Source organism: Corallococcus sp. BB11-1, assembly GCF_026626625.1.
Lineage (GTDB): Bacteria > Myxococcota > Myxococcia > Myxococcales > Myxococcaceae > Corallococcus > Corallococcus soli.
Genome location: NZ_JAPNJY010000028.1, coordinates 320,534 through 345,598, shown reverse-complemented (window position 1 = coordinate 345,598; position 25,065 = coordinate 320,534). Strand labels below are relative to the sequence as shown.

The window sequence follows — 25,065 nt, the reverse complement described above, 5'->3', positions numbered from 1 at the left end:
TTCACGAACCGTCCCTCGACAGCGGACAAGCTGAGGTCGTCCACGGGCTCGAGCGAAACCGACGGCACCTGGACCGCGCCGCTGTCGCGAACAATCAGCGTGCTCGCGGAAGCCGGGCCACGGCGCCCCTCGGCGTCGATGGCCACGAAGGACACCTGCATCGACGCCTGCTCGCCCACCAGCGGGGCCAGCAGTTCCCCCGCCAGCATGGGGGCCGTCAGCATCACGGGGCTTCCGCCCGCGAGCGTGACCTCCACCTGCGCGACCCGTGCGGGGTCCTTCGGAACGGCCACCACCTGGAAGAAGGTCCCTTCATCCACGTAGGCCGGCGCGTTCACGCTCGCGAGCTCCGGCCCGCTGGTGGCCGCCGTCAGTGACAGCTCGCGCAGGACGCGCGCCTGGCGTCCGGCGAGGTCCCGCACCACCAGCTCCACCGTCGCGGTGCTTCCCGAGACCGGCAGGTCGACCCACGTCGGCAGGCGCGAGTCCCTTACGTCCACCACCACGCCGTTCACGGACAGCTCCGCCGTGAACGCGTTGAGCGGCAGCACGTCATCCGTCACCTGCGCCCCCAGCGCCAGCCGCGAGCCCTGGACCGCGGTGGATGGCAGCGTCATCGCCAGGTGGGGCGTGGCGGGACCGCGCACCACCGGCAGCCGTGCCACCCCCCGGGAATGGCCCCCCATGAGCGCTCCCGGCACCAGGGTCGCCGGTCCGGAGACCGCCGGATACAGACCGGACACCCGGGGCGGGCCTCGCACGTCCAGCACACGGGCGCCCGAAGCGGTTCCCATCACCAGCATCTCGCCCAAGGCGCTCGCATTCACCGCGACCGCGCCCGGCACCGTCTCTCCGCGCGAGACGAGCGCCTTCGCGGCGTCCATCCCGAAGCAGCGCACCCGCGCGCCCACCACGCACGCCCCCCCGTCCGCCAGCGCCGCGACGGCCGTGAAGTCCGACGCGCCCAGTTCGACGCGCGACAGCTCCAGCGAAGCAGGCTGGGCGTCGGAGACCTCCACCGCGCTCAACCCCGTGTCCGTGAGCGCGAAGAACCGTTCGCCCTCCGCCGACACGCTCTTCACCCGCCCGAGCGCCAGTTGACCCGCGAGGCTTCCGTCAGGACGGCGCACTTCCACGCCCTGGTCCGTCGCCAGCGCGATCCATCCGTCCGCTCCGTCCATGGCCTGGGGGGCACGGGGAAGCGACGTCGCATCCTGGAAGACGAGCCCGGGCAGGGCGTAGCGCTCCAACGCCCCCGCGCCCTTGCGACGCACCGCCACCAACACCGAGTCCCCCATGAAGACCGCGCCCACCGGCGTCCCGAGCACGTCCTGCGTCGCCAGCTTCGCGCCCGTCTGCCGCGAGCGCAGCTCCAGCAGCCCGCTCCCGGCGTCCCCGCGAACCACCAGCACCGTGTCGCCGCGCGACACCAGCGCCACCGGTGTCAGGGCATCCACGGAGTCCTCCAGCCGCGTCGCCACGCCACCGGCCAGCACGGCCAGGGTGCCGGTCCGCTCCACCGTCGCCGACGCGCCGCCCACCGCCAGCGCCGTCGCCCGCGTCACCACCGTCGCGCCCTCGGGCCCGTCCGGCAGCAGCGCCTCACCCCTGGTGCCCCCGGCACGCGCATCCACCGGCAGCAGGACGTCCCCGACGCGCGCGGACAGCACCGGCGTCCCTCCGCCATCCGTGGCGCCCGTCAGCGCCAGGGTCGAGCCGCCCAGCAGCAGCAGCCCATCCGGCTCCTGGGACAGCGACAGGGCCACCGACGCCTGCCCGTCGTCCACCACGTTGACCTGCGTGTGCACCGTGGGGCTCGTGACACCGACACGGTCCGTCACCCGCGCCTCCAGCATCAGCGCCATCGGCGAGGAGCCGCCCTCCAACACGGGCGCGACCACGGTGAGCCGCCACGGCGCCTGCGTGAGGTTGAACTCCTGGGCTCCCGCGCGCACCCACACGGAGGCCACTCCCGCCGGGGCCGTGGCCGTCACCACGATCTCGAAGGGACGTCCCTCGGGGAGCGATGCCCCCACCGCGGGCTCGCTCAGCGCCACGTACGGCTGGGAGGAGGCCGGCTCCACCGTGAAGCTGGCGGAGGCCTCCCCTGCGTTTCCACGGGAGTCCCGGGCCACCGCCTTGACGGTATGCGGCTCTGCGGACTCCGCGCCGGGAGCCCTCCAGGTCAGCGCCCAAGGCGCCTTCTGGACCGTCCCCACGGACGCGCCATCCACGAGGAACTCCACCGAGCCCACGCCATTGGCGTCGGACGCGGTCGCCTGGAGCAACAAGTCCGCTCCCCCCACCACGCGGCCCCCGTCCACCGGCGAGCGCAGCACCACCGTGGGCGCCTGCGCATCGCGGAGCACCGTCAGCGTGCGCGGCTCCGCGGCGGACACCTGCCCCTGGTTGTCCGTGGCGTAGGCGGTCAACACCCGCGTCACCTGGGTGGCCGTGCCCGGCACCGGGGCCAGCACCACCGTGTGGGACAAGGTCCCGCTCACGCCGCTCGGCACGTCCAGCTTCGCGAGCGGCACGCCGTCCAACTGCAACTCGATGGACGCAAGCCCATGGTTGTCGGAGGCCGCCACGACGATGGCCTGCGACGCGCCCTCGTCGTGGGTCGCGTCCGCCAGCGGGGTCTGGAAGGAGACCTCCGGCGGCGAGTCGTCCACCACATCCACCGTCACCGACACGGTGTCACTGACGTTGCCGCTCGCGTCCGTCGCGGTGGCGGTCAGCACGGAGGACGAGCCCACCGCCGTCACCGGCCAGGTGTAGCGGTAGCTCCCGTTCGACAGCGTGACCGGCTGCCCATCCACGTGGAGCGTGGTCGTCACGGAGCCATCGCCGTCGTCGGTGGCTTCCACCTGGAACGCCCAGGAAACAGCCGCCGCGAAGCGCGCGTCATCCGTCACCACCGCGCCACCGGCGCGGCGCAGCCGCAGGGTGGGCTTCACCGTGTCCACGGTGCGGAACACGCGCGTGGAGGTGAGCGCCACGTTGCCCGCCACGTCCGTCACGCCGTTGATGCTCAGCGCGTACGACGTGGTGGACGTCAGCACCGCGTCCGGCGTGAAGCGCAGGGTGCGCCCATCGCCCAGCAGGCCCACCGTGCCCGGCACGACCACGCCGGACGGATGGCGCAGCAGCCGCAGTCCCTGCGCGCTGGCGCCCGCCACCGCTTCGTCGAAGCGGACGTCGAAGACCGCCGCCAGCGGCACGTTCTGGCTGCCCACGGTGGCCATCGGCTCCACACGCTCGATGAGCGGGGCGCGCACGTCGCCGCGATAGACGGCCTGCGCCACCACCTCCGGCACCGCGCCGGGCTGGCTGAGCGTCAGCGTCAGGTGCCGCTCGTCACCCGCCGGCACCCGCGCGTCCACGGAGGTGGCCGTCAGGTTCTGGGTGTCCGCCTTCTCTCCGTCGAAACGCACTTCCAGGCCCCGGTGGAACCCGGTGCCGGAGATGCGCACCGTGCCACCGGCCACGTCCACCGCGCGGGGCGTCACGCTCGCGAAGGACAGCGGCGCGACGTACAGGAAGCGCGACGGCGCGAAGGCCTCCGCGCCGGAGTCGCGCCACGCGCGCACCACGGCCGGGCCCGGCACCACCGCCTGCGGCAACATCACCTGCAACCGCCCCGGCTCCGCCGGGGCGATGGGCGTCGCCTGGACGCCTCCGATGGACACCCGCGTGTCCGACGTGAAGCCCGCGCCCAGCACGCTCACGGCCACGCCACCCGCGACCGGCCCGCTGTCCGGGCTCACCGCAGCGACGCTCATCGACACCGCATCGCCCCCCGCTCGCAGCGCGTACTCCCACGGCCCCAGCACGGTGCCGCCCACGACCTCCGGCACCGGCCCCAGCCCCAGCCGCGCCACATAGGTGCGCGACGGCTCCAGTCCCTCCGTCGGAACGAAGGCCAGCGACTGGCTCGACGGCAGGACGGTGCCCGGCACCGGCACCGCGTCGTCCCACAGCCCCAACGTGGAGGCCGCGACCACCGGGCCCGCCAGCTCCGAGGCCAGCACCACGGACACATTCGCCCCCGGTGCCACCCGCCCACCAGGCAGCGGTGACAGCGCGTCCACCGTCGGGTAGGGCAGCTTCAGCACCTGCAGGGAGCCCGAGGCCGTCGCCGCCACGGCCACGCCGTTGAGCACGGCCACACCCGACACGTTGCCCAGGCCCTCCGCGAACGTGCGCTCCTGGAGCCCCTGCGTGGTGTCCACCCACGAGGCCCGGCCCCCATTGCCCGCCAGCAGCCAGGGGCCCGCGAGGGCCAGCGTGTCCGACGTGCCCGCGCTCGGATCCAACGCGGACGCCATGAGGTCCGGTGCGTCCAGCGCCGTCACGTCGAAGAGGTACAGGCGGTTGCCCGCGGACGCCGCCACGCGCGTTCCCTCATGGGCCAGGGCCCCGGAACCGCCGGACGTCATCCCCAGCCCACGCACCTCGCTGATGAGCGGGAGGCTGGCGTTCTCCGTGCCGCGCACCTCCAGACGCGTGCCCGAAGCACCGTCCGCCACCAGCACCAGCAACGCGCCCTGCACCATGTCCAGGTCCAGCACCGTGCCCGTGTCGAGCAGGGTCCGCGCCACCACCGCGTACACTCCGTTCACCGGCGCCAGCAGCGCCAGTTCGTTGCCGCCCGCCACCGCCACGTAGGCCCCCGAGTCCCCCGCCGCCACGGCGCGCAGGTCCACCCCGGACGTCGGCGCGAGCTTCACGCGACTCCTCTCCACGGGGTTGCACGTCGCCATCGGGACCGCCGCGCACGCCTGCGGCGTCAGCTCGTAGCGGACGACCTCGCCCCGGCCCGCGAGGAACAGGTTGTTCCCATGAAGGGCGATGTCCACCGGCTCCTGCACGCCGTCCACCGTCCCCACCTGCGTCGGGGAGGCCGGTGAGGAGAAGTCCATCGCGGTGAGTGCCCCGTCGCGGGCCACGAACAGCCGGTGGGCTTCGCGGGCCACCACCCGCCCGAGGCCCTCCAACTGGGCGCGCTTCGCCAGCGTGAAGGTGAAGCCTCCGGCGAGCGTGGCCTGCTGGGGTGGCACGCCCGGCGTGAGGACGGTGAGGTCCACGCGGCCCGTCACCCCGTCCGGAACCTCCACCTGGAGCGCCCCGGACTCGTTGAACGTCACCGAGCGCGCGGGCACCGAACCGAACGTCACCTGCGAGCCCGGGAAGAGCCCCTGGCCCTTGAGCGTCACCACCTGCCGGCTGTCGAACGGCGCGCGCGCCGGGGTGACCTCCGCCAGCGCGGGCAGCGACAGGTACCGGTAGGCGCCCAGTCGCAGGTGCGACAGGCCGCCCGGGTTGATGACCTCGACCGCGGCGGCCCCCGCCGTCCCCGGAGGCACCGTCACCCGCACGCGGCGGCCATCCGGCGCGACCTGCGACACGAGCGCGGTGGCCCCCCCGAACTTCACGACGCAGTCGCGCAGGAAGCCCGTCCCCACCACGTCCACCTCGTTGCCACCCGCCTCCAGGCCGTAGGCCGGCGACACCGAGGCCACCTCCGGCCGCTCCTGGGACGCATCGCGGCTGGTGCGGAAGCGCACCCGGGCCTCGGCGCCCAGCGTGGCGCCCCGGAGGTCCTTCAACTGCGCGCCCACGCGCAGCTCGTACCGGGTGTCCTGCGCGAGCGGCGACGCGGGCGTCAGCACCACCTGGCCGCCCTGCGCGTCGGCCAGCACCGAGCGCGAGACCGGCACCGGCTCGCCGTCGTCCACGCGCACCAGCGTCACCTGACTGGCGCTCGACACGTCTGGCAGCGAGGTCAACAGCACCCGCGGCGCCACACCCGCGGCGACGAGTTCGCCTTCCGCCGGCTGGGTGCCACGAATCTCCAGCGTGTCCAGCTCCACCGAGGCCAGCGCGCCCGCCAGCGGCAGCATCGCCTGGGCCGGGTCGCTCAGCGGCAGCTCCACCGCGTTGCCCGCGTCGTCCAGCACCAGCGTGCCCACCAGCAGGTGGTGGCCCATGAACGCCAGCGTCCGGGCATCCCCCACCACCGAGGCCTGCCCCAGCTTCACCGGCGCCTCGCCCTCGCGCACGGAGAAGCGCTGCACCTTGCCGCCGCCCGCGGCGACGTAGGCCATGCCCGCGGCCACGCGCGTCTGCTCGGCGGACACCCAGGTGCCGCCCGACGGAGCTTCCAGCACCATCGCGCCCACGGGCGTGGGATGGGTCGGATCCGCCAGTTCATAGAGGGCCACCTGCTTCGCCGCGCCGAGCGACAGGAACGCCCGCGTGCCCTCCGCCGTGATGTGCACCGCCGGCGCCATCAGGCCCACCGCGCCCCGCTCCGCCAGGTCTCCGGTCCGCGCGTCCAGCACACGGAACGTCGGCGCGCTGGTCGCCGCGCTGGACACCAGCAGGTGGCCGCCATGCAACGCCAGCGCGCTCACGCCTCCAGCGATGGCGCGCGCGCCGACGCGCAGCGGCTGCGCCGCGTCGTTGGACACGTCGAACACCTTGACGCCTTCGCTATCACCCACGAACAGCAGGGGCCCGCTCAACGCGATGTCCGCCGCGTTCCCCGCGAGGGCCGGGAGCTCCGACGCTTCATCCGGCGTGGTGACGTTCACCCGTCGAACACCGCCCGAACCGGCGGCGACGAAGACGGTGTTGCCCCGCTTGAGCACGCGGCGGCTGCCGCCCTGCCCCGCGAAGGAGAGCTCCTTGAGGGAGGTGACATGGGTGGGTTCACTGAGGCTGGCCAGCAGCAGCCCTCCGCCCGCCGTCTTCCGGCCGGCGGCCAGCAGGTCGCCGTTGGCACCGAAGATGTCCACGGTGGCGCCCAGCGCCGCGTAGGCCACGCCGCCTTCCACCACCACGTGGCGCACCGGGGGCGTCGTCAACCGCGACACCGCGCCCGCCCCATACAGGAACGAAGACGGCAGCACGGACACGTCGCTGCCCAACGTCACCGACACATCCGCCATCCCCGGCCCCTGGGAGGGCGCCACGGCCTCCGCCACCTGCGTGCCGAGCACGCGAACGTCGAAGGAGTTCGTGCCCCCGAACGCCACCTTCATGCCCGGCGCGAAGCCACGGCCGGCCAGCCGCACCTTCACCCCGCCCTGCTGGGGCGCGCGGTCCGGCGTCAGGCTGACCAGCTTCAGCTCATCGCGGTACACGAAGCCGCCCAGCCGCAGGGCGAACAGGCCGCTCGGGTCCACCACCTCCACCGACGCCGCGCCCGCCACCGGCAGACCGGAGAGGTCCAGCGGCGCCGGAGGAATCAGGAGCGTGAGGGTGTTCTCGGTCGTCTCCGTCACCGTGACGGGCCGCCCGCCCACGCGCACGACATCTCCCGCGCGGAAGCCGCTGCCGGTGAGGACCACCGCCGTCGTCTGGTCCGCCCGGCCCGACGCCGGGGACAGCGACACGATGCGCGGCTGGAGCGCCTGCTGGCCCACCACCGTGAACGTCCCCTGGAAGGCGGCCGCCTGCGGCGCGAGCCCGAGGGACACGAGGCCATCCACGTACACCGACACGTCGTCGCCGTCCTGGAACTGGAACGGCGGCGTCGGCGTGAAGACGACGGAGGAGCCGCGCACGGCGTACTCCACCGCACGCGCCCCAGGCACCGGCGCGCTCGTCCCCGCGCGCGTGACGGTCACCTCGAATGCCTGCGCGCTGATGGGCTCCTTCACCGGCAGGGTGAAGTCCACCCGCACCGACGTCGGCGGCGCGGACAGCGTGCCCGCGGCGGGCGTCATGCCCACCGGCAGCAGCTCCACGGGCGGCACCGTCTGCACGGTGGTGGTCGCGCTGTCCGTGGACACGAACAGCGTGCCACCCACCCAGCCCAGCCCCGCCAGCTCCACGCCCAGGTCGGTGGACTGCACCCGGACCGGAGCGGCTTCGTTCGACAGGTCGAACACGTGCAGCCGTCGCCCCGCCGTCACGTAGGCCCGTCGTGCCCGCACCACCACGCGGCTGCGCACCAGATCCTCGAACTGCGTGAGCGCGCTGTCCACGGCGAGCTGGCCCAGGCGTGAACCGTCGCGATCATGGATGGACAGGACAAGGCCGTTGCCCTGCGTGCCCACCACGTCCGACGTGAGCAGGTAGATGCGCTCCGGCCCCAGGTCCAGGGCCAGCGCATCCGACACCAGGGGGACCGTCCGCACGAGGTCCAGCGCGGGCGAGCCGGCGTCGAACACCTGCACGGAGCCGGGGGCCCCGGTGTGATTCACCGTGGTGACGAAGGCCCTCTGGGCCTCCAGCCGGACCCCGGTGGCCGCGCCCTCCGTGGACACCCGGCGCACGAGGAACGGCGTCTCCGGACGCGACACGTCCACCGCCGCGAGGCCCGCCACGTCATTGGCCAGCAGCGCCAGCGCCCCGTCCACGTCCAGGCCCCGCACGGGCGACAGGGTGCTCAGGCCGCCCAGCCGCAGGGGACGCTCCTCCAGCCGGACGTCGAAGACCTCCAGGCCCGACCGCGAAGGCGTGGACACACCGACGTAGAGCCGGTCTCCCACCAGCTTGATGTCGGACGCCTCCAGCGGAGGGAATCCGGGCAGGCGCATCGTCACGCCAATCGGCAGGTCGTACGAGAAGGTGCCCACCTGGACCGGGATGACGTTGCCTTCGGTGTCCTTGTCCTCCGGACGCGACAGCGCCACGGCGACCAGTCCCGCGCCATCCGTCATGGGCGTGGTGAACTCCAGCGTCGACAGGTCGATGACATCCACGTCCGTGCCGTCCTGCGTGCCCACCCGGACCGTCGTTCCCGGCGCCATGGACCTGGCGGCCACGCTCACACGCACGCGCGTCCCACCCTCCACGGGCCCATGGTTCGGGCTGAGCGTCACCGTCTTCCCGGCCAGCGGCTCCAGCGCGAGCAGGCCCGCGGGGAAGAGGGCCTCGGGGCCGCCCACGTCGACGAGCCGCACGTCCACCGGCCCTGCGGACAGCGTCGGCAGGGTGAAGGTCAAGGTCTCGTCATCCACCGAGTGGAGCGCGGTGCCTTCCTGCCCGGCCCCCAGCACCACCCGGTTCACGCCCGTGAGGCCGTGGCCGTGCACCGTCACCGTCCCGCCCCCGTCCGTGGAGACCGTGGACGGGGTGAAGGACGTGATGACCGGAGCGCGCGCTCCGCTCTTCGCGGTCCGGAAGGAGGTGCGCAGCGGCAACAGCAGCGCGCCGCCGCGCTGATCCGTGACGGAGGTCTCCACTTCCAGCGAATAGAGCGACTCGGCCAGCAGCGCCTGCTGCGGCACCGCGACGATGGCGAAGTCGAGCTGTCCGGGGATGTTCCTCACCGACAGCGTCAGCGGCACCGGCAGGCCCTGCGGATCCCGCAGGCGCACGGAGTCGGCGGTGACGCTGCCGGGCGACACGGGCCGGTTCATGCGGACCACCAGCTCCGCCAGCCCCGGCGGCACGCGTTCGCCGCGTGCCGGCGAGGTGCCCGTCACCAGCATGAACGGCGTCTCCAGCTCGCTCACGGCCGTGCGGCCCGCCAGCATCAGCCGGTCGCCCACGGGCAGCACGTCCATCGCCGCCTCCGTGTTGCCGCCGCTCAGCAGCACCGGGTGGCGCAGGTCGGAGACGTCCACCAGCACGACGCCGCCCTGGTTCGCCGCCACGAACAGCACGTCCCCGACGAGGCGCAGGCGCTGCGGCTCACCCGGCGTGTTGGACATCTCCTCGTTGAAGGCGATGCGGGTGATGACCGACGGGGCCTGGGGGTTCGTCACGTCCACGAACGTCAGGCCGAACTCGGCCGAAGCGAGGATGGCCACGCCGTCCCGGACCACCACGTCCGTGAGGTTGCCCTCCTCCAGCAGCGTCCCTTCCACCACCGCGTCCGCGCCCGCCGAGGAGTACACGAGCAGCGAGCCCTTCGGCGTCGCCGCGTCGGGCTTGTAGAGCGTGCGCTGTCCACCGCGGGCGCCTCCCTTGAGGGAGACCTCCGGCAGGGGCGGCAGCGGCTGATCCGGGCTGCACCGGGTGTAGCGCACGCCTTGGTGGTGTCCCGTCACGACGAACAGACGCCCGTCGGCCACGGTGGCGCCATAGGGCTCGAAGCCCTCGCCTCCCGCCTGCGTCACGAGCACCGGATCGCCCGGCGCCCGTGCGTCCACCAGGAAGACCTTTCCATCAGTGCCGATCTGGTCGCGCACCGGCTGGCACGTCCCGGCCGACCCGCCCGGCGGCTCCATCAACCCGTTGCTCAGCACCCAGGCGCCCACCGGGGTGGGCACCACGCGCGTGGAGAGCAGCCCCGTCGCCCCCCCCAGCTTCGCCCGGCCGAGCAGCCCGAGCGTCTCCAGTCCACCGCTGGCGTTCGTCTCCAGCGTGCCCGTTCCATCCAGCACCGCGAGGCCGCTCAAGCCGCTGGCCACGTACAGCCGCGTTCCGGACAGCGCCAGGTCCAGCGAGTCGGGCATCAGCTCGATGTCGGGCAGCGGTGTGCTGGCGGGCAGGTAGTGGTTGAGCACCGCCATCACCAGGTCCACGCTGGCGTCGTCCGCCTTGACGATCTGATTGCCCGCTGCGCGCGGGCGCCCCGCGAGTTGCACGTCATAGGCCACCGCGCGGTAGGTCTGCGGCACCGTGCCGCCCCCCGTCAGCGCGCCCAGGTAGGTCTGCGGGAACATGTTGCCGCTGGCCGCCGCCCCCGCCGCCGCATAGACGTAGAAGGGCGACAGGGGGCTGCGCGAAAGCGCATGGGGCCGCACCGCCAACGCGGGCTCCTGCCCCAGGAACGGCAGGCCGTAGCCCGCAGGGCTGGGCGCCACGCTGCGCTCCACGCCATCCGAGGACACCACCATCACCGGCGCGTCACCGAAGGAGCCCGGAGGCGCCAGCGCGCGCAGCTTCGTGAGCGACAGCACCTCCACCTGCGTGGCGGGAATGCCGCGCACCCGCACCTGCGTGGACACGCCCAGCGAGTCCGCCCAGTCCGGCAGGAAGCCCTCGCCCACCACCTCCACCGTGCTGCCACCGCGCGGGTTCAGGAAGCGCGGCGTCGCGGCGAAGGCCTGGAGGGGCAGCGTGTAGAAGTAGCCGCCCGGACGGCGGGCGCCCAGGCCGGTGTCCGTGTTGAGCACCACCACGTCCGCGAGCCCCGGAGCACCGGCCGGCGCTCGCACGTCGAGCCGCGTCGAGGAGCGCGTCAGCACCGTCGCGGGCTTGCCGCCGATGGACACCTCGCAGGAGGCGTCGAAGTCGGAGCCCAGCACCTGCAGCACGCCGCCTCCCGACACGGGCCCGACGCGGGGCACGAGCTGGGAGATGCTGGGGGCCGCGCCGGCCGACAGGGCCGTCCGGAAGTCCACCTGCAGCGGCGCGGCGAGCGACCGGCCATCGCGGCTCTCCAGCGTCTGGGCGACGCTCAGGCGCATCGCGGCGTCCGCGGGCAGCGGCGCCGTGAGCGGGAACACCACCGTGCTGAGCGCCTGCTGCGCGTCTCCTGCTTGCAGGGTCCCGGCCACCACCTGGCCGTTCGCCGTCAACTGGAACGCATCCCGGGCGGACGTCGGGTCCACCGTCGAGGAGAACACCACCGTGAGGGAGGGCAGGTCCACCGGCACCACGTCCCCCTGCGCCACGCTCGCGCTGACGACGGACAGGTCCGTGCCGGGACCGAAGTCCACCGACCACGCGCCGGAATCGTTGCGCTGGCGCAGGCTCACCACCCGTCCACCCGGCGTCAACACCGCGGCGTACGTGCTGCCGGGTTGGGCCCCCGTGACGTGATGGCGCAATTGGGGTGACAGGGGATTGCTGATGTCCACCACCGCCACGCCCGCCGCCCCGGCGGACACGTAGGCCAGATCGCCGGCCAGCCGCACATCCGTGGCGAAGCCCTTCACGTCGATGTCGCCCAGCCGCACCAGGTGCGCCGGATCGCTCACGTCGACCAGCACGAGCCCCTCGGCCCCCGCGGCCACCGCCGCCAGCGTGCCGCGCAGGCGCACCCGCTGCACGTTCACGCCCAGCTCCCCCCGCACCGTGACCGGGCCCTCCACCGACAGCATCCGCAGCCGGCCGTCCTGGACCGTGCCCGAGGCCGTCCGCGTGCCCACGCCCACCGCCGCCTGCCCGCCTTCGACGGACAGCGCCTGCGCGCCCGGGTCCGACGGATCCTTCCGGATTGGGAAGGGCTGATGGGAGATGTCGAAGGTGTGGAAGCCCTGGGTCGCCGCCGCGGCCAGCAGCCGGTCGCCCCGCGCATCCACCCCGTAGGCGCCGTCGCCCGGGATGCTCCGCGTGGACACGAGCTTCGGCTGGAAGGGATTGGAGACGTCGAACTCGTGGACCGCGCCCGCGGTGGGCTGGTCGTTCCCATCCTTGGACAGGACACCGCTCGCGAAGATGCGGTCGCCGCCGGAGGCCGGATAGGACACGGCCCACAGGTCCCCCGCCGCCACCGAGCCGACGATGCGATCGTCGCCGTTCATCCCATCCGCGTCCACCAGCCCGCCCTGGCGATCCGGCGGGATGGGGACGCCCCCGCCCGCCAGGGGCCCCCGGGTGTAGAGGCCGGACATGTCCACCACGGTGAGGCCCGTGCTGCCCACCACGTAGGCGTAGGAGCCGATGACCACCGAGTCGCGCAGCGTGCCCTTCAGCGCCACCGAGGCGCCGGTGGGCTGATCGAAGGTGAAGCCGTTGGGGAGCGTGGCCGTGGTCCCGTCCGGGTTCACCACCGTCACATCCACCACGCCTCGCGCGCCGTTGGGGGTCGTGACCTCCAACTGGTTGAGTCCCAGCACCCGGGCATTCACGCAGTCCGTCTGCGTCCTGAAGCAGACCTTCACCGTGCCCGTGGGCGAGAAGCCGTGTCCGGACAGCACCAGGCGCGTCCCGCCCGCGGTGGGGCCTCGCGGCGGCGCCAGCGACAGCAGCTCCAGGTCGCCCGTGTAGACGAACGCCCCCGGGAGCACGAAGCGGGTCCCCGACCCGGTGTTGCGGATCTCCAGCGTCGCCGCGCCCTCCACGCCAGGGGGCATGATGAGCGTCACCTGCGAGTCACTGGCCTGAGCGGCCTCCACCGTCTGCCCGTTGATCAGCACGTGCGGCAGGCCCTGTCCGGTCCCCCTGAACCCATTGCCTTCGATCGTCACCGCCGTGCCACCCGCCACGGGGCCCTGACGCGGGGACACCGATGTCACCTGGAGCGGAACGGGGCTGGCCACCTTCGCCGTGCCAAACTCCAGCGTGAACGTGCCGGGCATCACCGCGTGGGTGTCCGCATCGCGCAGGCCCTTCACGCTCAGCCGGTAGCGCTTCGACATCTCCAGGGAGGTGGCGGGGTCGACCGTCAGCTCCTCGTTGAACACCGTCGCGGTGGACGCAACGAAGAGGCCGGTCGCGGAGCCGTCGAGCTGGACCAGCCGCGCGTCGAAGGAGGGCCCCTTCTCCACGGGCACGTTGAACGTCAGGCGCACCGCTTCGGCGGGGCGCGCCGCCACTTCACCGGCGACAGGATGGGACGCCACCACCACCGGGAACGGCATCCGCACCACGGCAAGGCCGTCCGTCGCCCGTCCCTGCATCGTGCCGGAGATGGACACCACCGCGACATCCCCTTCGAGGTCCACGCCGGACAGCTGGGTCGCGGGGTACAGGTCGATGGCATCAATGCCACGGGGCGCGGACAGGTCCGACGCCTCCACGAACTGGAGCGAGGCGGGGCTTCCGGATTGCCCGATGGGGGACGTCACCGCCACCGCCACCTGGGGGCCCAGCGCACCGGAGGCGAAGAGGCCCCCGCGCATCAGCGCGGGCACGACCGCCTGGAGGTACGGCCGCGACGCCGGCACCAGCGACGCCGTACGCAGCGTGCGCCACGCGGAGAGCGCCTGCGTATCGCGCAGGGGCATGGCGCCGAACTCACCGGGCAGCTCGCCCACAGCTGGGAACCCGGGCAGGGTCAGGTCCAGCAGCAACGTGCTGATGGCCGTGCCGCGCTTCACCTGCGCCAGCGCCAGACTGCCTGACGCCGTCACCTGCTCGACGCTCACCGCCGCCGTGCTGCCCCCCATCAGGAACTGCGTCCGGGCCCCGAGCAGCAGGGGCCGGTCCGGGTCCGTCAGCGAGAACGTCAGCAGCCCCGCGTCTCCCGCCGCGACCAGCGCCAGGTCCCCCACCAGCGCGATGGACCGCCCCGTTCCCGGGAACGGCACGGCCCCCTTGGACTGGGGCGCGGTGCGCTGGGACACGTCGAACACCAGCAGCGAGGGGCCGCCCTCGCCGACCACGTCCACGAAGGGAAGCGTCGGCGCGTTGGCCACCACGTAGGCGCGGTTGCCGCGCACCGCCAGCGCCGCCGGCATGTAGGGCGGCAGGATGGGAATGCCGCCCAGCACGAAGGCATCCTCTGGCACCGACACATCCACCGCGCCCAGGCCGCCTGGCAGGCTGGTTTCCATCATGTGCGTGGCGCTCAGGGCCTGCGTGTTCACGCTCGCCTCGGACAACACCCACGCGGTCTTCGCCTGCAACGCGACCGCCACCGGAGTGCCCCTGGCCAGGACGCCGTCGGGCTGGGAGGGGACGTCGGGCGTGGGGTTGTAGCGCCCGATGACGCGCGACACGGCCAGCCGGCTGTAGAGGAAGGCCTCCGCCGCGAAGGCCTGCTGCGTGTCCGGGTTCACCACCACCACGTCGGCCGGGCCGAAGGCGCCCGGGGGCGTCGTCGCCTCCAGCCGTCCCGGCGCCAGCACGCGCACGTTCAGGGCCGGAGCGCCGTTGAACGTCACCGTGGCACCCCGCTGGAAGCCCGCGCCGGACACCTCCACCCGCGTGCCGCCCAGCAGGGGCCCCGACGCCGGGGCGACGAAGGAGACCTGCAGCATGGGCAGGTACAGGAAGCCGCCGTAGAGCGTCCCCTCGCCGCCATCCGGGTTCACCACCGTCACCACCGCCGGGCCCTCCTGGCGCGCTGGCGTGGTCACGCGGAGGCTCATCCCATCCGCCGCCACCTCCACCCCCTGCCCCTCCCCGCCGGCGAAGTACACCTGGGCGCCCGCGACGAAATGCTGGCCCGTCACCGTCACCCGCGTGCCGCCCTCGAGGGGGCCCGCGGCCGGCACCAACGTCGTGATCCGTGGCGCCTCGTGGGCGGTGGCACGGGTCCGGAAGCCGGCGATGAAAGGCTTCGCGAGCGCCTTGCCCGCGATGTCGCGCAGCGAGGACGTCACCACGACGAAGTACGGCGTGGACACCGTCAGGTCCTCGTCCGGCGTGAGCGTCACCGTCCGGCCGGAGGCCGTCAGCGTCGCCGTCACCCGGCGACCCAGCACGGGGTCCCCTTCGCGCAGCATCACCGTCTCGGCGGTGACCTCCGCCCCGTCGGGAGGCGCGGAGAACTCCAGCGCCACCGCGGAGTCCACGGCCACATCCGGGGATCCGTCCCACGGCGTCACGCCCGTGACGGCGAAGCGTGGCAGCGTGAAGACGGCGCCGCCTTCGTCCCCGTAGAGCGCCACCGGCGTGCCCGACGCCAGCGTCACCCCGCCCGCGCGCGGCAGGTTGGCCCGCACGAAGGGCGTCACGGCGCCATCCGTGTCCAGCAGCGAGGCGGTCAGCAGGCCCTTCACCGGGGTCTGCTGCAGCCCCTTCACGAGCGAGGCCACCACCACCGCCAGGTTGCCCTCCACCACCACGTCCGACAGGCCCGTGGCCACCAGGTCCTGGCGCGCTGAACGGTGCGGCACCAGCGCCTGGATCAGCGGCTCCTCGGGGTTCGATACATCCACCACCGCCAGCGTGGCGGCGGCGTCGCGGCATGCCACGTACGCCAGGTGGCCCTGGGTCACGACCCGCACGGCCTCACCCGGCAAGGCCACCTGGCCTCGCGGGGCCAGGGTCGGACTGCGCAGGTCGTGCACCCGCAGTCCGCCGGTTCCGGCCGCCACCAGCAGCAGGTCCCCCTGCACCGCGACGTCGTAGGCCGTGCCCACCACGGAGCGCGTGTTCAAGCGGACCGGAGCCTCGGGGTCCCCCAGGTCCACCACCGCCACGCCCGCGGCGCCATTGGCCACGAAGGCCAACTGGCCCACGGCGGCGGCGCCGTGGATGTCCTGTCCCGGCAGGTCGACGGACCCCAGCCTCAGGGGCATGCCCCCGGCGGGAACGGCCAGCACCGTGAGCTGCGGCGGAAAGGCGGGCGTGCCGCCCGCGGCCGGCGCGGCGGACGTCGCCACGACCGCGTGGGTGCCCGCGAAGGCCGCCGCGCGGGGAGGGCCATCCACGTCCACGGCTCCCAGCCCGGTGGTGCTTCCCTGGTCGATGCGCGTGAGCACCACCTGGTGCTTCGGCGTGCCCCCGGTCTTCCCCAGGAGGACCACACGCCCCGGCCCACGGCGCAGCAACGTCTGGGTGATGTCGCCCGGGAACGGCACGAAGCGGCCCGAAGGCGCCATGCCAATCTCCACGGACTCCGGAAGTGACACACCCCGGTTGCCGGACGGGTCCGTCGCGGCCGCATGGAACTGCCGCAGCTCGCCTGCGGCGCCCATCGGCGGCGTCCACGACACCTGGTACAGCGGCCGGTTGGCCGGCCCCGGCTGCGGGGTCGAGTCGGAGTCGATGACGCCCCCGTCCAGGAGGAAGTCCACCCGCTGCACCGCCGCGTTGTTCCCGCTCGCCGCGTTGTCCTCGGCCGCCGCCGACAGCACCAGCGGTTCGCCCTCCGTCACCACGTCATGCCCGGGCGGGTCCACCAGCTCCACGTCGGGGGGGACGGTGTCGCGCACCGTGCCCACCGTCACCGGCACCGACGTCGTCTCCTGGCCCGCCGAGTCCACCGCCACCGCCGTGAGCACCAGGAGGCGGTTGCCGCTGCCCACGTCCGGCTGGAAGGTGGCGGAGAACACCGTGGGCTTGCCGGCGTAGCCCGCGGGCGCGCTCGACGTGGCCACCTTGCGGCCGTCCACGAAGAAGTGCACCGACTGGACCGGCGCCTCCACATCCTGCGCATCCACGTCGAAGCGCACCGGCGTGCCTTCGAAGATGGCGCTTCCGTCCAGGGGCTGGAGGATGGCCACCGCCGGCTCCTGATCCCTCTCCACCACGCCGGAGACGGCCGGACTCCAACGCGCCTGGCCCGCGAGGTCCAGGGCCCGGGCGCGGAACACCACCGTCTTGCCGACCTCCTCCGGCTGCGGCGTGTAGAGGACCTGGAAGGGCAGTTGCTCGCGTCGGCCCACCTCCATCTCGGCGCCACCGGCGTGCGAGGCATGGAAGCCGACGCTGGCGATGGCGACGTCGTCCGACGCGGTCGCCGACAGCGGCGTGGGCCGGCCCACCACCAACCGCCCCACGGGCAGCATCGCGACCTCGGGAAGTGCGTCCTCCTTCACCGCGACCGTGCGCGACGCCACGATGCTCTGGAGACCGGACGTGTCGGTGGCGATGGCCTCGATGAGCAGGTTCGTGGTCGCGAGGTTCGCGGGCACCCGGTAGGTGAAGGCGAAGGGCGCCGCGGGCATCGTCGCGTACGGCGTGTGGTTGATGCGGAAGTCCATGCGCACCACGGCGACGTTGTCGTCCGCGTCCGCCTCCACGCGCAGCGCCTGCCCGGCGGTGATCTCCGAGTTGTTCGCCGGCGTGCGGAAGCTCACCGTGGGCGGTGTCGTGTCAGCCTGCACCTGCACCGTCACCACCGGCGCCAGGGCCTGCTTCTGGGCGGTATCCCTGGCGCTGGCGCGCAGGGTGAGCGTCCGGCCCGCGGACCCGGGCGGCAGCGGCACCCGGAAGCGGTGGGGCGCGCTGGTGCTGACGAAGCGCAGCGTGCCGCCCAACCCGCCCTCCACCGTGGCCTCCACGGACCGGATGCCCACGTCGTCCTGAGCGGCCACCAGGAAGGCGAAGTCGCGGCCTTCCGTGACGTGGGTGGCGTTCTGCGGTTCGGCGATGGCCACCGTGGGCGGCGCATCCTGCTTCACCGACACCACCACCACCTGGCTGCGCACCTCGTGGTTGAAGGAGTCCCGGGCCACCGCCTGGAATGACACCGTCGGGGCGCCCACGGGAACGGGAACGCTGAACACGTACGGGGGCGCACGCAGGATGAGTCCCTGGGGCACCCCGTTGACGAGCACCCCCACGCTGGTGACCGCCACGTCATCCTCGGCCGACACCGTCACCGTCACCGGGGTCTGCTCCACCACCGACGTGCCATCTCCCGGAGAGATGAGCGATACCGCGGGGGGCTGATCCCTCACGATGTCAATCAACTGCAACGCCTGCGCGCTGACGTTGCCCGCCGAATCCCACACCTTCACGACGACGAAGTACGGCGCCGAGTCCCCAGCCCCCATTTCGCTCAGGCGGGGCGCGGTGAACTCCGCGCGCACCACGGGACTGGAGACGCCGTAGCTCTCCTGGAAGACGGAGTCCCCGGGAGAGAAGCCGCCCGCGCGGCGCAGGGTCCGAAGCTGGCCAAGGTGGGGGCCCGCGAGGATCTCCACCGCCTCGACGAAGACGTTGTCGATGCCCATCGCCTCGATGACGACGGGGCTGCCCTCCACCACATCCTGGCCGAGCGACGGGCGCAGGACGATGGCTTCCGGCGCGGAGGCGTCCTCCACCACGTCCACGGTGTGCTCCACCCCGGTGGTGTGGTTCTCCAGGTCCCGGGCCACGGCGCGGATCACCAGCTTCGTCGGGTGCGCCGGATCCCGCTTCACGAGCCCGGGCGGCAGCCACACGCGTCCCTGGAACTCCTTGAGCAGGGAGACATCATTGAACGGCACGGGCAGCCTCCCCGCCGCATCCCGCAGCGCCGGCTCATCCGCCCGGGGAAGGCTTCCCGGGGAGCCGTCCGCCGGCTCCGCATCAATGGGGCGCGCCTGGGAACGGGACACCGTCAGCGCGGACTGGCCGTTGACGAAGAACTCCACGCGGTCCACGCCCGTGTCGTCCCCCGCCACCGCGGAGAGCACCATCGAGATGCTGCCCTCGGTCAGCGTCATCCCGGGCGTCGGCGTGGCGATGGCGATGGCGGGTGCCCGCGGCGCCCGCGGCTCCACCAGGACCCGCACGGTCTGGGAGACGTTCTTCGTATCGGTGACGGTCACCCGCAGCAGCGCGGGCGCGCCGCCGGCCTTGCGCAGCGGCGTGAAGGACACCGTGCGGCTCAGGCTCCTGGCCACCGTGCCCGGCGTGTCCGACGCGAGCAGCACGTCGTCGTACCAGGCCTCCACCTTCGACAGTCCGACATCGTCCTCGGCCTGCAACTTCACCGAGTGCACGACCCCCTCCAGCACCCGCACGTAGCCGCTCTGGAGCTCCGTCTCCGAAACACGGTTGCCTCCCGTGGGAGGGCCGTTGGGCAGCGCGTACTCCAGGTGGGACAGGGCCACGGTCGGCGCCGAGTCCTTGCGGATCTCCAGGTAGACGACCGGTGACACGGACGCATTGCCGGAGCGGTCCTCGGCCACCGCCACCAGTTGCAACGGCGCCCCGGCCGTCGCCGCCGGGATGCTCAGGGGGAAGCTCACGGTGCCCAGCCGCGCACCCGCGCGCGTACCACGGCTGACGCCGTCCACGAGCAGTTCCACGCGGCGCACATCCACGTTGTCCGAGGCTTCAACCTGGACGTTGAACGACTCCTTCTCCACGCGGAACGCGCCACTGAGGGGCTGCGAGATGCTCACCGTGGGCCCGAGCGTGTCCGGCGCGGCCCTGAACTGTCGCCCCTGCACCGTCAGCGCGCCCGCCAGGTCGCGCACCGCCACGGTGAGCCGGACCGGCTCCGGGCTCCAGCCCTCCGGCAGCCGGTACGTCCCCTGCGCCGTGAAGACCTTGCCGGGCGTCACCGCCATCTGCCAGGGCTGCACCGTCAGCCGCTGTCCCCGGGCCACCGCACGGACCTGGGCGAAGGCGCCCTCGTAGCGCACGCCCACCTCCGAGATGGCCGACACCGCGTCGCCCCCCTGGGCGGGCAGCAGCAGCACCCGGACCTCCTCCATGTCCAGCGCCGAGGGGAACAGCAGGTCCACGCAGTGGGGCCCTCCCGGCACGTCTCCGCAGCGCGGCGCGGTGCCCAGGTCCACCTGCCTCCGGCCGCCCGGATTCGCGGCCAGGAAGGCCAGCAGCTGGGCGTCGTCCTCCAGGCCCGGCCTCACGGTGTAGCGATAGCGCAGCTCCGCGCGCAGCCCCTCGGCCGCCGCGGGTTCCAGGGACAGGACGAGCCGCCGCGGTGACGCGCCGAGCAGCCCGGTCGCCGGAGCGTGGACCTCCAGCGCCGTCGCTCCGGCCTGGAGCACGAAGGACTGCTCCTGCCCGAACTCCAGCTTCACGGCGGAGCCCCGCGTGCCGCCAGCCGCGTTCGGAGTGGGCAGCAGGAAGTGGCCGTTGCCGCTGAAGCCCGTGGGAGCGCCCGTCGACCCCACCAGCCAGCCGGCCGCGAGGCCCGTGTCCTCCTCCACCTCCACCCGGAGCGCCTGAGTCCCCTCTTCCAGCAACGCCGCGTCCGTGGCGGGCAGTGCCCAGCGCACCACCGGAGGCGCGTCGGCCACCAGTTCGCACGCCAGCGTGGCGTGGGTGGTGCGCCCGGCGGTGTCCGTCACCTGGGCCGTGAAGGCATAGGTCCGCGAACCGAAGGAGCCCAGCGCGGGCAGCGTCAGTGGCCAGGTGCGCAGGAGCTTCGCCACCGGCCCGAAGGGGGCGACCGTGAGCGCCTGGCCATCCGCCTTCACCGCGAGCGACGCCAGCATGCCGTCGTCATCCGCCTGCGCCCGCAGCGTGACCTGGGAGCCCGCCACGCAGGTCTTCGAGGAGGGCGTTCCCTCCAGCGCCAGGAAGAGGCGCGGCGCCTCCAGATCCTGGGCCTCGACGATGTTGAACGTCAGCGGCGCGGTGGACGTGGCGTTGCCGGCCGGATCCACTGCCTTCGCCACCAGCACGTAGCCGTCGTGCGAGGGCAGGTCCTTCAGGCTGAGCGTGCCCTCGAAGCTGGCCAGGAAGCGCCGGCTGACGAGGATCTCCCCGGGAGACAGCGGGTTCGGCGTCCGCGTTTCTTCGTAGCGTCCATCCTTGGAGGTGAGCAGCGCAGCCCCCTCCGGCAGCACCACCGGGGTGCCACCGCGCCGCAGCTCGACCTCGACCCGCGCCACGCGCACGTCGTCGCCCACGTCCACCCGCAGGCCCAGCGCTCCGCCCTGCTTCACGGTGACGGTGGCCGACGGGGACGGCAGCGGAGCGACCAGCACGGCGGATGGAGCGGATGTGTCCTCGCGCACGTCCAGGTGCACCTCGGCCTTGCCCGTGTGCCCCCCGGTGTCCCGCGCCTCGATGCCCACGCTGGGCGGAGCGCCCTTGCTGACGATGGGGGCCTGCACGACGAGGGTCTGCTGGCCGGAGAGGAGCAGCGGCGGTCCCGACAGGGGCAGCGTGCCCTGGCGGACGCCGCCCGACAGGCCCACGAGGCCCACCACGCCGTCGTCGTCGCCCACGGTGGCCACCAGCCGCACGTCCTCGCCCTCCTTGTAGGGGGTGCCCGCGGCCGGTGCGACGAGGGCGACCACGGGGTCCTGGTCCTTCACCACCGCCACCTCCAGCGTGCGCACCGTGGTGAGGTTGGAGGAGTCCGTCGCCTCGGCCTGGAGCGTGAGCGTCTGCCCCTCCAGCTCCGGCCCCACGGTCACCGTCCCGTGGAACACCCGGATCAACTGCCCCTCGGCGTCACTGGTGGTGAGCACCTTGCGAGGGCCGGGTGAAACCAACGCCACCTGCGTCACCCCGACGTCGTCCGACGCGGCGACCGCCACATCGAGCGTGCGGCCCGCGAACACCGGCGAACCGGGCGGCGGCGTCCGGAAGGTGAGCATCGGCGGCTGGAGGTCCTTCGCGACGGTCAGGTCCATCTGCACCGACGAGACGTGCGTGTCGTCCGACGCCCGTGCCTCCAGCACCGCGACGCGCTCGGGCCCCTGGACCAGGAAGGAGAAGTGGTAGGGGGGCACCAGATCACGCCCCTGGCTCTGGCCGTCCAGGAACAGCTCCACGGCCTTCACCGCCACGTCGTCGCGGGCCTCCACGGCCACGTCCACCTTCGTCCCGATGGTGGCCCTCGAGGGCGTGAGCAGGGGGAAGGACACCAGGGGCACCCCGTCCGCCTTCGTGTGGACCACCACCTTGGGCGCGGCGCCCGCATTGCCCGACGTGTCCCAGGCGCGCGCGCTCAGCACATGCGTGCTGCCCGCGGGCCCGAGCTTCGATGACGGCACCACGACATGGGTGACGAAGGAGCCCCGCACGCCGCCGTTCTCTCCCGGCGACGCGTCCAGCAGGAGGCGGACCTCATCCAGGAGGATCTCCACCTTCCCCACGTCCACGTCGTCCAGCCCCGCGACGGTGACGAGCAGGTCCTGCGTGTCCGTCACCTCCGCTGGCTCCTTGGGCACCACGAAGGACACCGAGGGCGGCACCGCGTCCGGGACGACGAACACCTCCGTCTGCGTCAGCGTGGTGAGCCCCGCGGCATCGCGCGCCTCGGCGGAGATCTTGAGCGGGGTCGACTGCGTCACGGTGGGCAGCGTGTACCCAAGGGTGTAGGGCGCCTGCGTCGACTGCCCCACCGCGGCACCCGCCACGAACCACCGCACCTGCACCGCGTCTGGTTTCTCGTCCGTGACCCGGGCGCTCAGCGACACGCGGCTGCCGCCCACCAGGGTGGACTGCGCGGCGGGCGTGAGGATGCTGAAGTCCCTGGGAGGCGCGTCGGCCTTGACGTGGGCGGTGAGGGTGTAGCGGGACGACTGGTTGGCGCTGTCGGTGGCCACGATCTCCACCTGGCGCGCGCGCCCCAGGTCGCCGGAGGTCGGCGTCCAGGACAGCGCGAAGGGTTCGCTTCCCGCCGCGGTGCCCCCCGTCCCTCCACGCGTCAGCCGCACCGACTGCACGGTCGTCCCGCCCACCCGCAGGGCCACCTGCGTACCGAAGGCCAGGCTGTCATCGCCCACCGTCCCGCTCACGAGGAACGGGACGCCCACCACGGCGTCGGCGGCGGCGCCGCGCGGCTGCTTCACGGTGAGCAGGGGCGGCGCGTCCGCGACGACGCGCAGCAGGAGCGTCTCCGAGCGCACCAGCGCCCCCGCATGGTCCAGCGCCTCCACGCGCAGCGCCATGCTGGTGCCCGCCGTTCCCTGGCGTGGCGTGAAGGTCAGCTCCCACAGGGGCACGGGAACGGCCGCGTGGGTTTCAGGGTGCTCGCGCACCTCCACACGCGGAAGGTCCACCGCGCCCGCGAAGGCGTCGTCCAGGTAGTAGCGCACCACCTGGAAGTCCTCGGTGGACAGGCCGCCGCCGGTCCACTCGCCACTGGTGACGCGCAGCACCTGGGGAAGGCCCTGCACCAGCATGGCGCCGGGCGTGGGCAGTTCGATGAGGACCGGCTGCTTGCTGGCGGGGGGCGTGCCCGCCACCCGCACGTTCACGTCGGGGCCCACCACCTGCTGCCCGCCGCTGTCCACCACCGCCGCGGACACGTTGAGCGTCGCGCCTCCATACGGAGGCGCCTGGATGCGCAGCGTGTACGGGGCCTCCGGGTCCCGGCCCGCGGGCACGCCGTTGATCCGGAACTCGACGTACGCCACGCCGAGGTCGTCGGTGGCCACGGCATCCAGGTCGAACGCGGTGCCCGCCGTCACCGTCGACGGCGCCGCGAGCCGCACCGACGGTGCGCCGTCATTGACGACGACGTCGGCGGTGGCCTGGAACGACTCGTGGGTCGAACGGATGCGTGCCACGCCGGGGCGCAGACCGGTCACCCTTCCGTTGCCGTCCACCGTCGCGATGTCCGGTGCCTCCGACGTCCACTTCGTCCCCAGCGCTCCGGAGGAAAGGTCCACGCGCCGCGCGGGCGTCCCGGTGAGCACGCCCTCCAGGCGCAGCGACGTCGTGCCCCCCACCCGGGCGACCTGCGGGCTGACGGGAAGCACCTGCACGCTGGCGAGGTCCGCGCCCGCGTCCACCAGCACCTGGGTCGTGGCGCTCAACCCGCCGAACGTCGCGGTGAGCTGGGCGGTGCCATCCGTGCGGGCCTGGACGCGGCCGTCCTCGGACACCCCGAACACGGAGGGATTGGACGACGCGTAGACGACGCCCTGGAGCGCCCCGCTCAGGTTCACGTCGCCCGCGAGCGCGAAGTGCCCCGTCACCTGCACGGTCGCGGTGGAGCCATACCCGCCGGACAGCAGCAGCGGCGAGGGGCTGACGGAGAGTGACACGAGCGGATCGAACGCGCGCCCGCTGGTGAACTCCACGGCGGATCCGTTGACCACCCGCCCATACGGATCATGCACCGCGACGTCGGCCACGACGACGCCGTCGGCCGGGACCTGGAGATCGCCCGACAGGGGAACGACGAACTCCACCTGGCTCGAGCCCTGCGCCTGGGGCCGGGCCACCTGGCGGCGCACGCTGGCGAAGGCCACGGCCTCCGCGTCACTGAGGCTGCCGTGCACCCGGCGCAGCGCCTCCACCGAGGCCCCCACGAGCGTCAGCTCCGCGTGCGACACGGGTCCCTGCACCGTCACCCGCACCACGAGGTGGGACAGGTCCCCGCTCGCGTTCACCCGCACCGCTCCGGCCGGCAGCACCGGGGGGGCGCTCGCGAGGTCGAAGCTCGCGTGCTGGACATCGCCCCCACCGCTGGCGGGAGCGGCGTCCACGGTCACCACGGCATCGGGGGGCAACGCGCGCCGCAGCGGCACCCGGACGTGGAAGGGCACCGCGCCCGCCAGGTCCTGTTCCACCACGACATCCTGCACGTCCACCAGGACGCCCTGGGAGACGGACGTCGCCTTCACCGCCACGCGCAACTGCGTGACGGCCCCGCCGGTGGTGGTGAATCCCAGGTCCAGGGCGCTCGCGCCGGGCCGCAGCGGCATCAGCGGGAACACGGCGGCCACGCGCGTCTGCGCCTGGGCGTTTCCCGCCGCGATGAGCCCTGCCACCAGCGCGAGCAGCGACAGGCACCGCTTCAAGTTTTCAAGGAGCACCGCTCCCCCTCATTCCCAACGAAGACCGAATGCTGACCGGCAACCCACCCCGCCCCCACCCGCCGCCACGAACCCG

At 73.2% G+C, this 25,065-nt stretch carries 1 protein-coding gene (running past one end of the window); it reads right to left on the bottom strand.

The window, feature by feature from the left end:
* Positions 1–24,989, bottom strand: partial view of an Ig-like domain-containing protein gene (locus OV207_RS37685; RefSeq protein WP_324291557.1) — the 5' portion only. Its footprint begins 7,819 nt before the window's first position; the window shows 24,989 of its 32,808 coding nt (coding positions 1–24,989); its start codon is at positions 24,987–24,989; its stop codon lies off the left edge, out of view.
* Between the last annotated feature and the right edge of the window lie 76 nt (positions 24,990–25,065).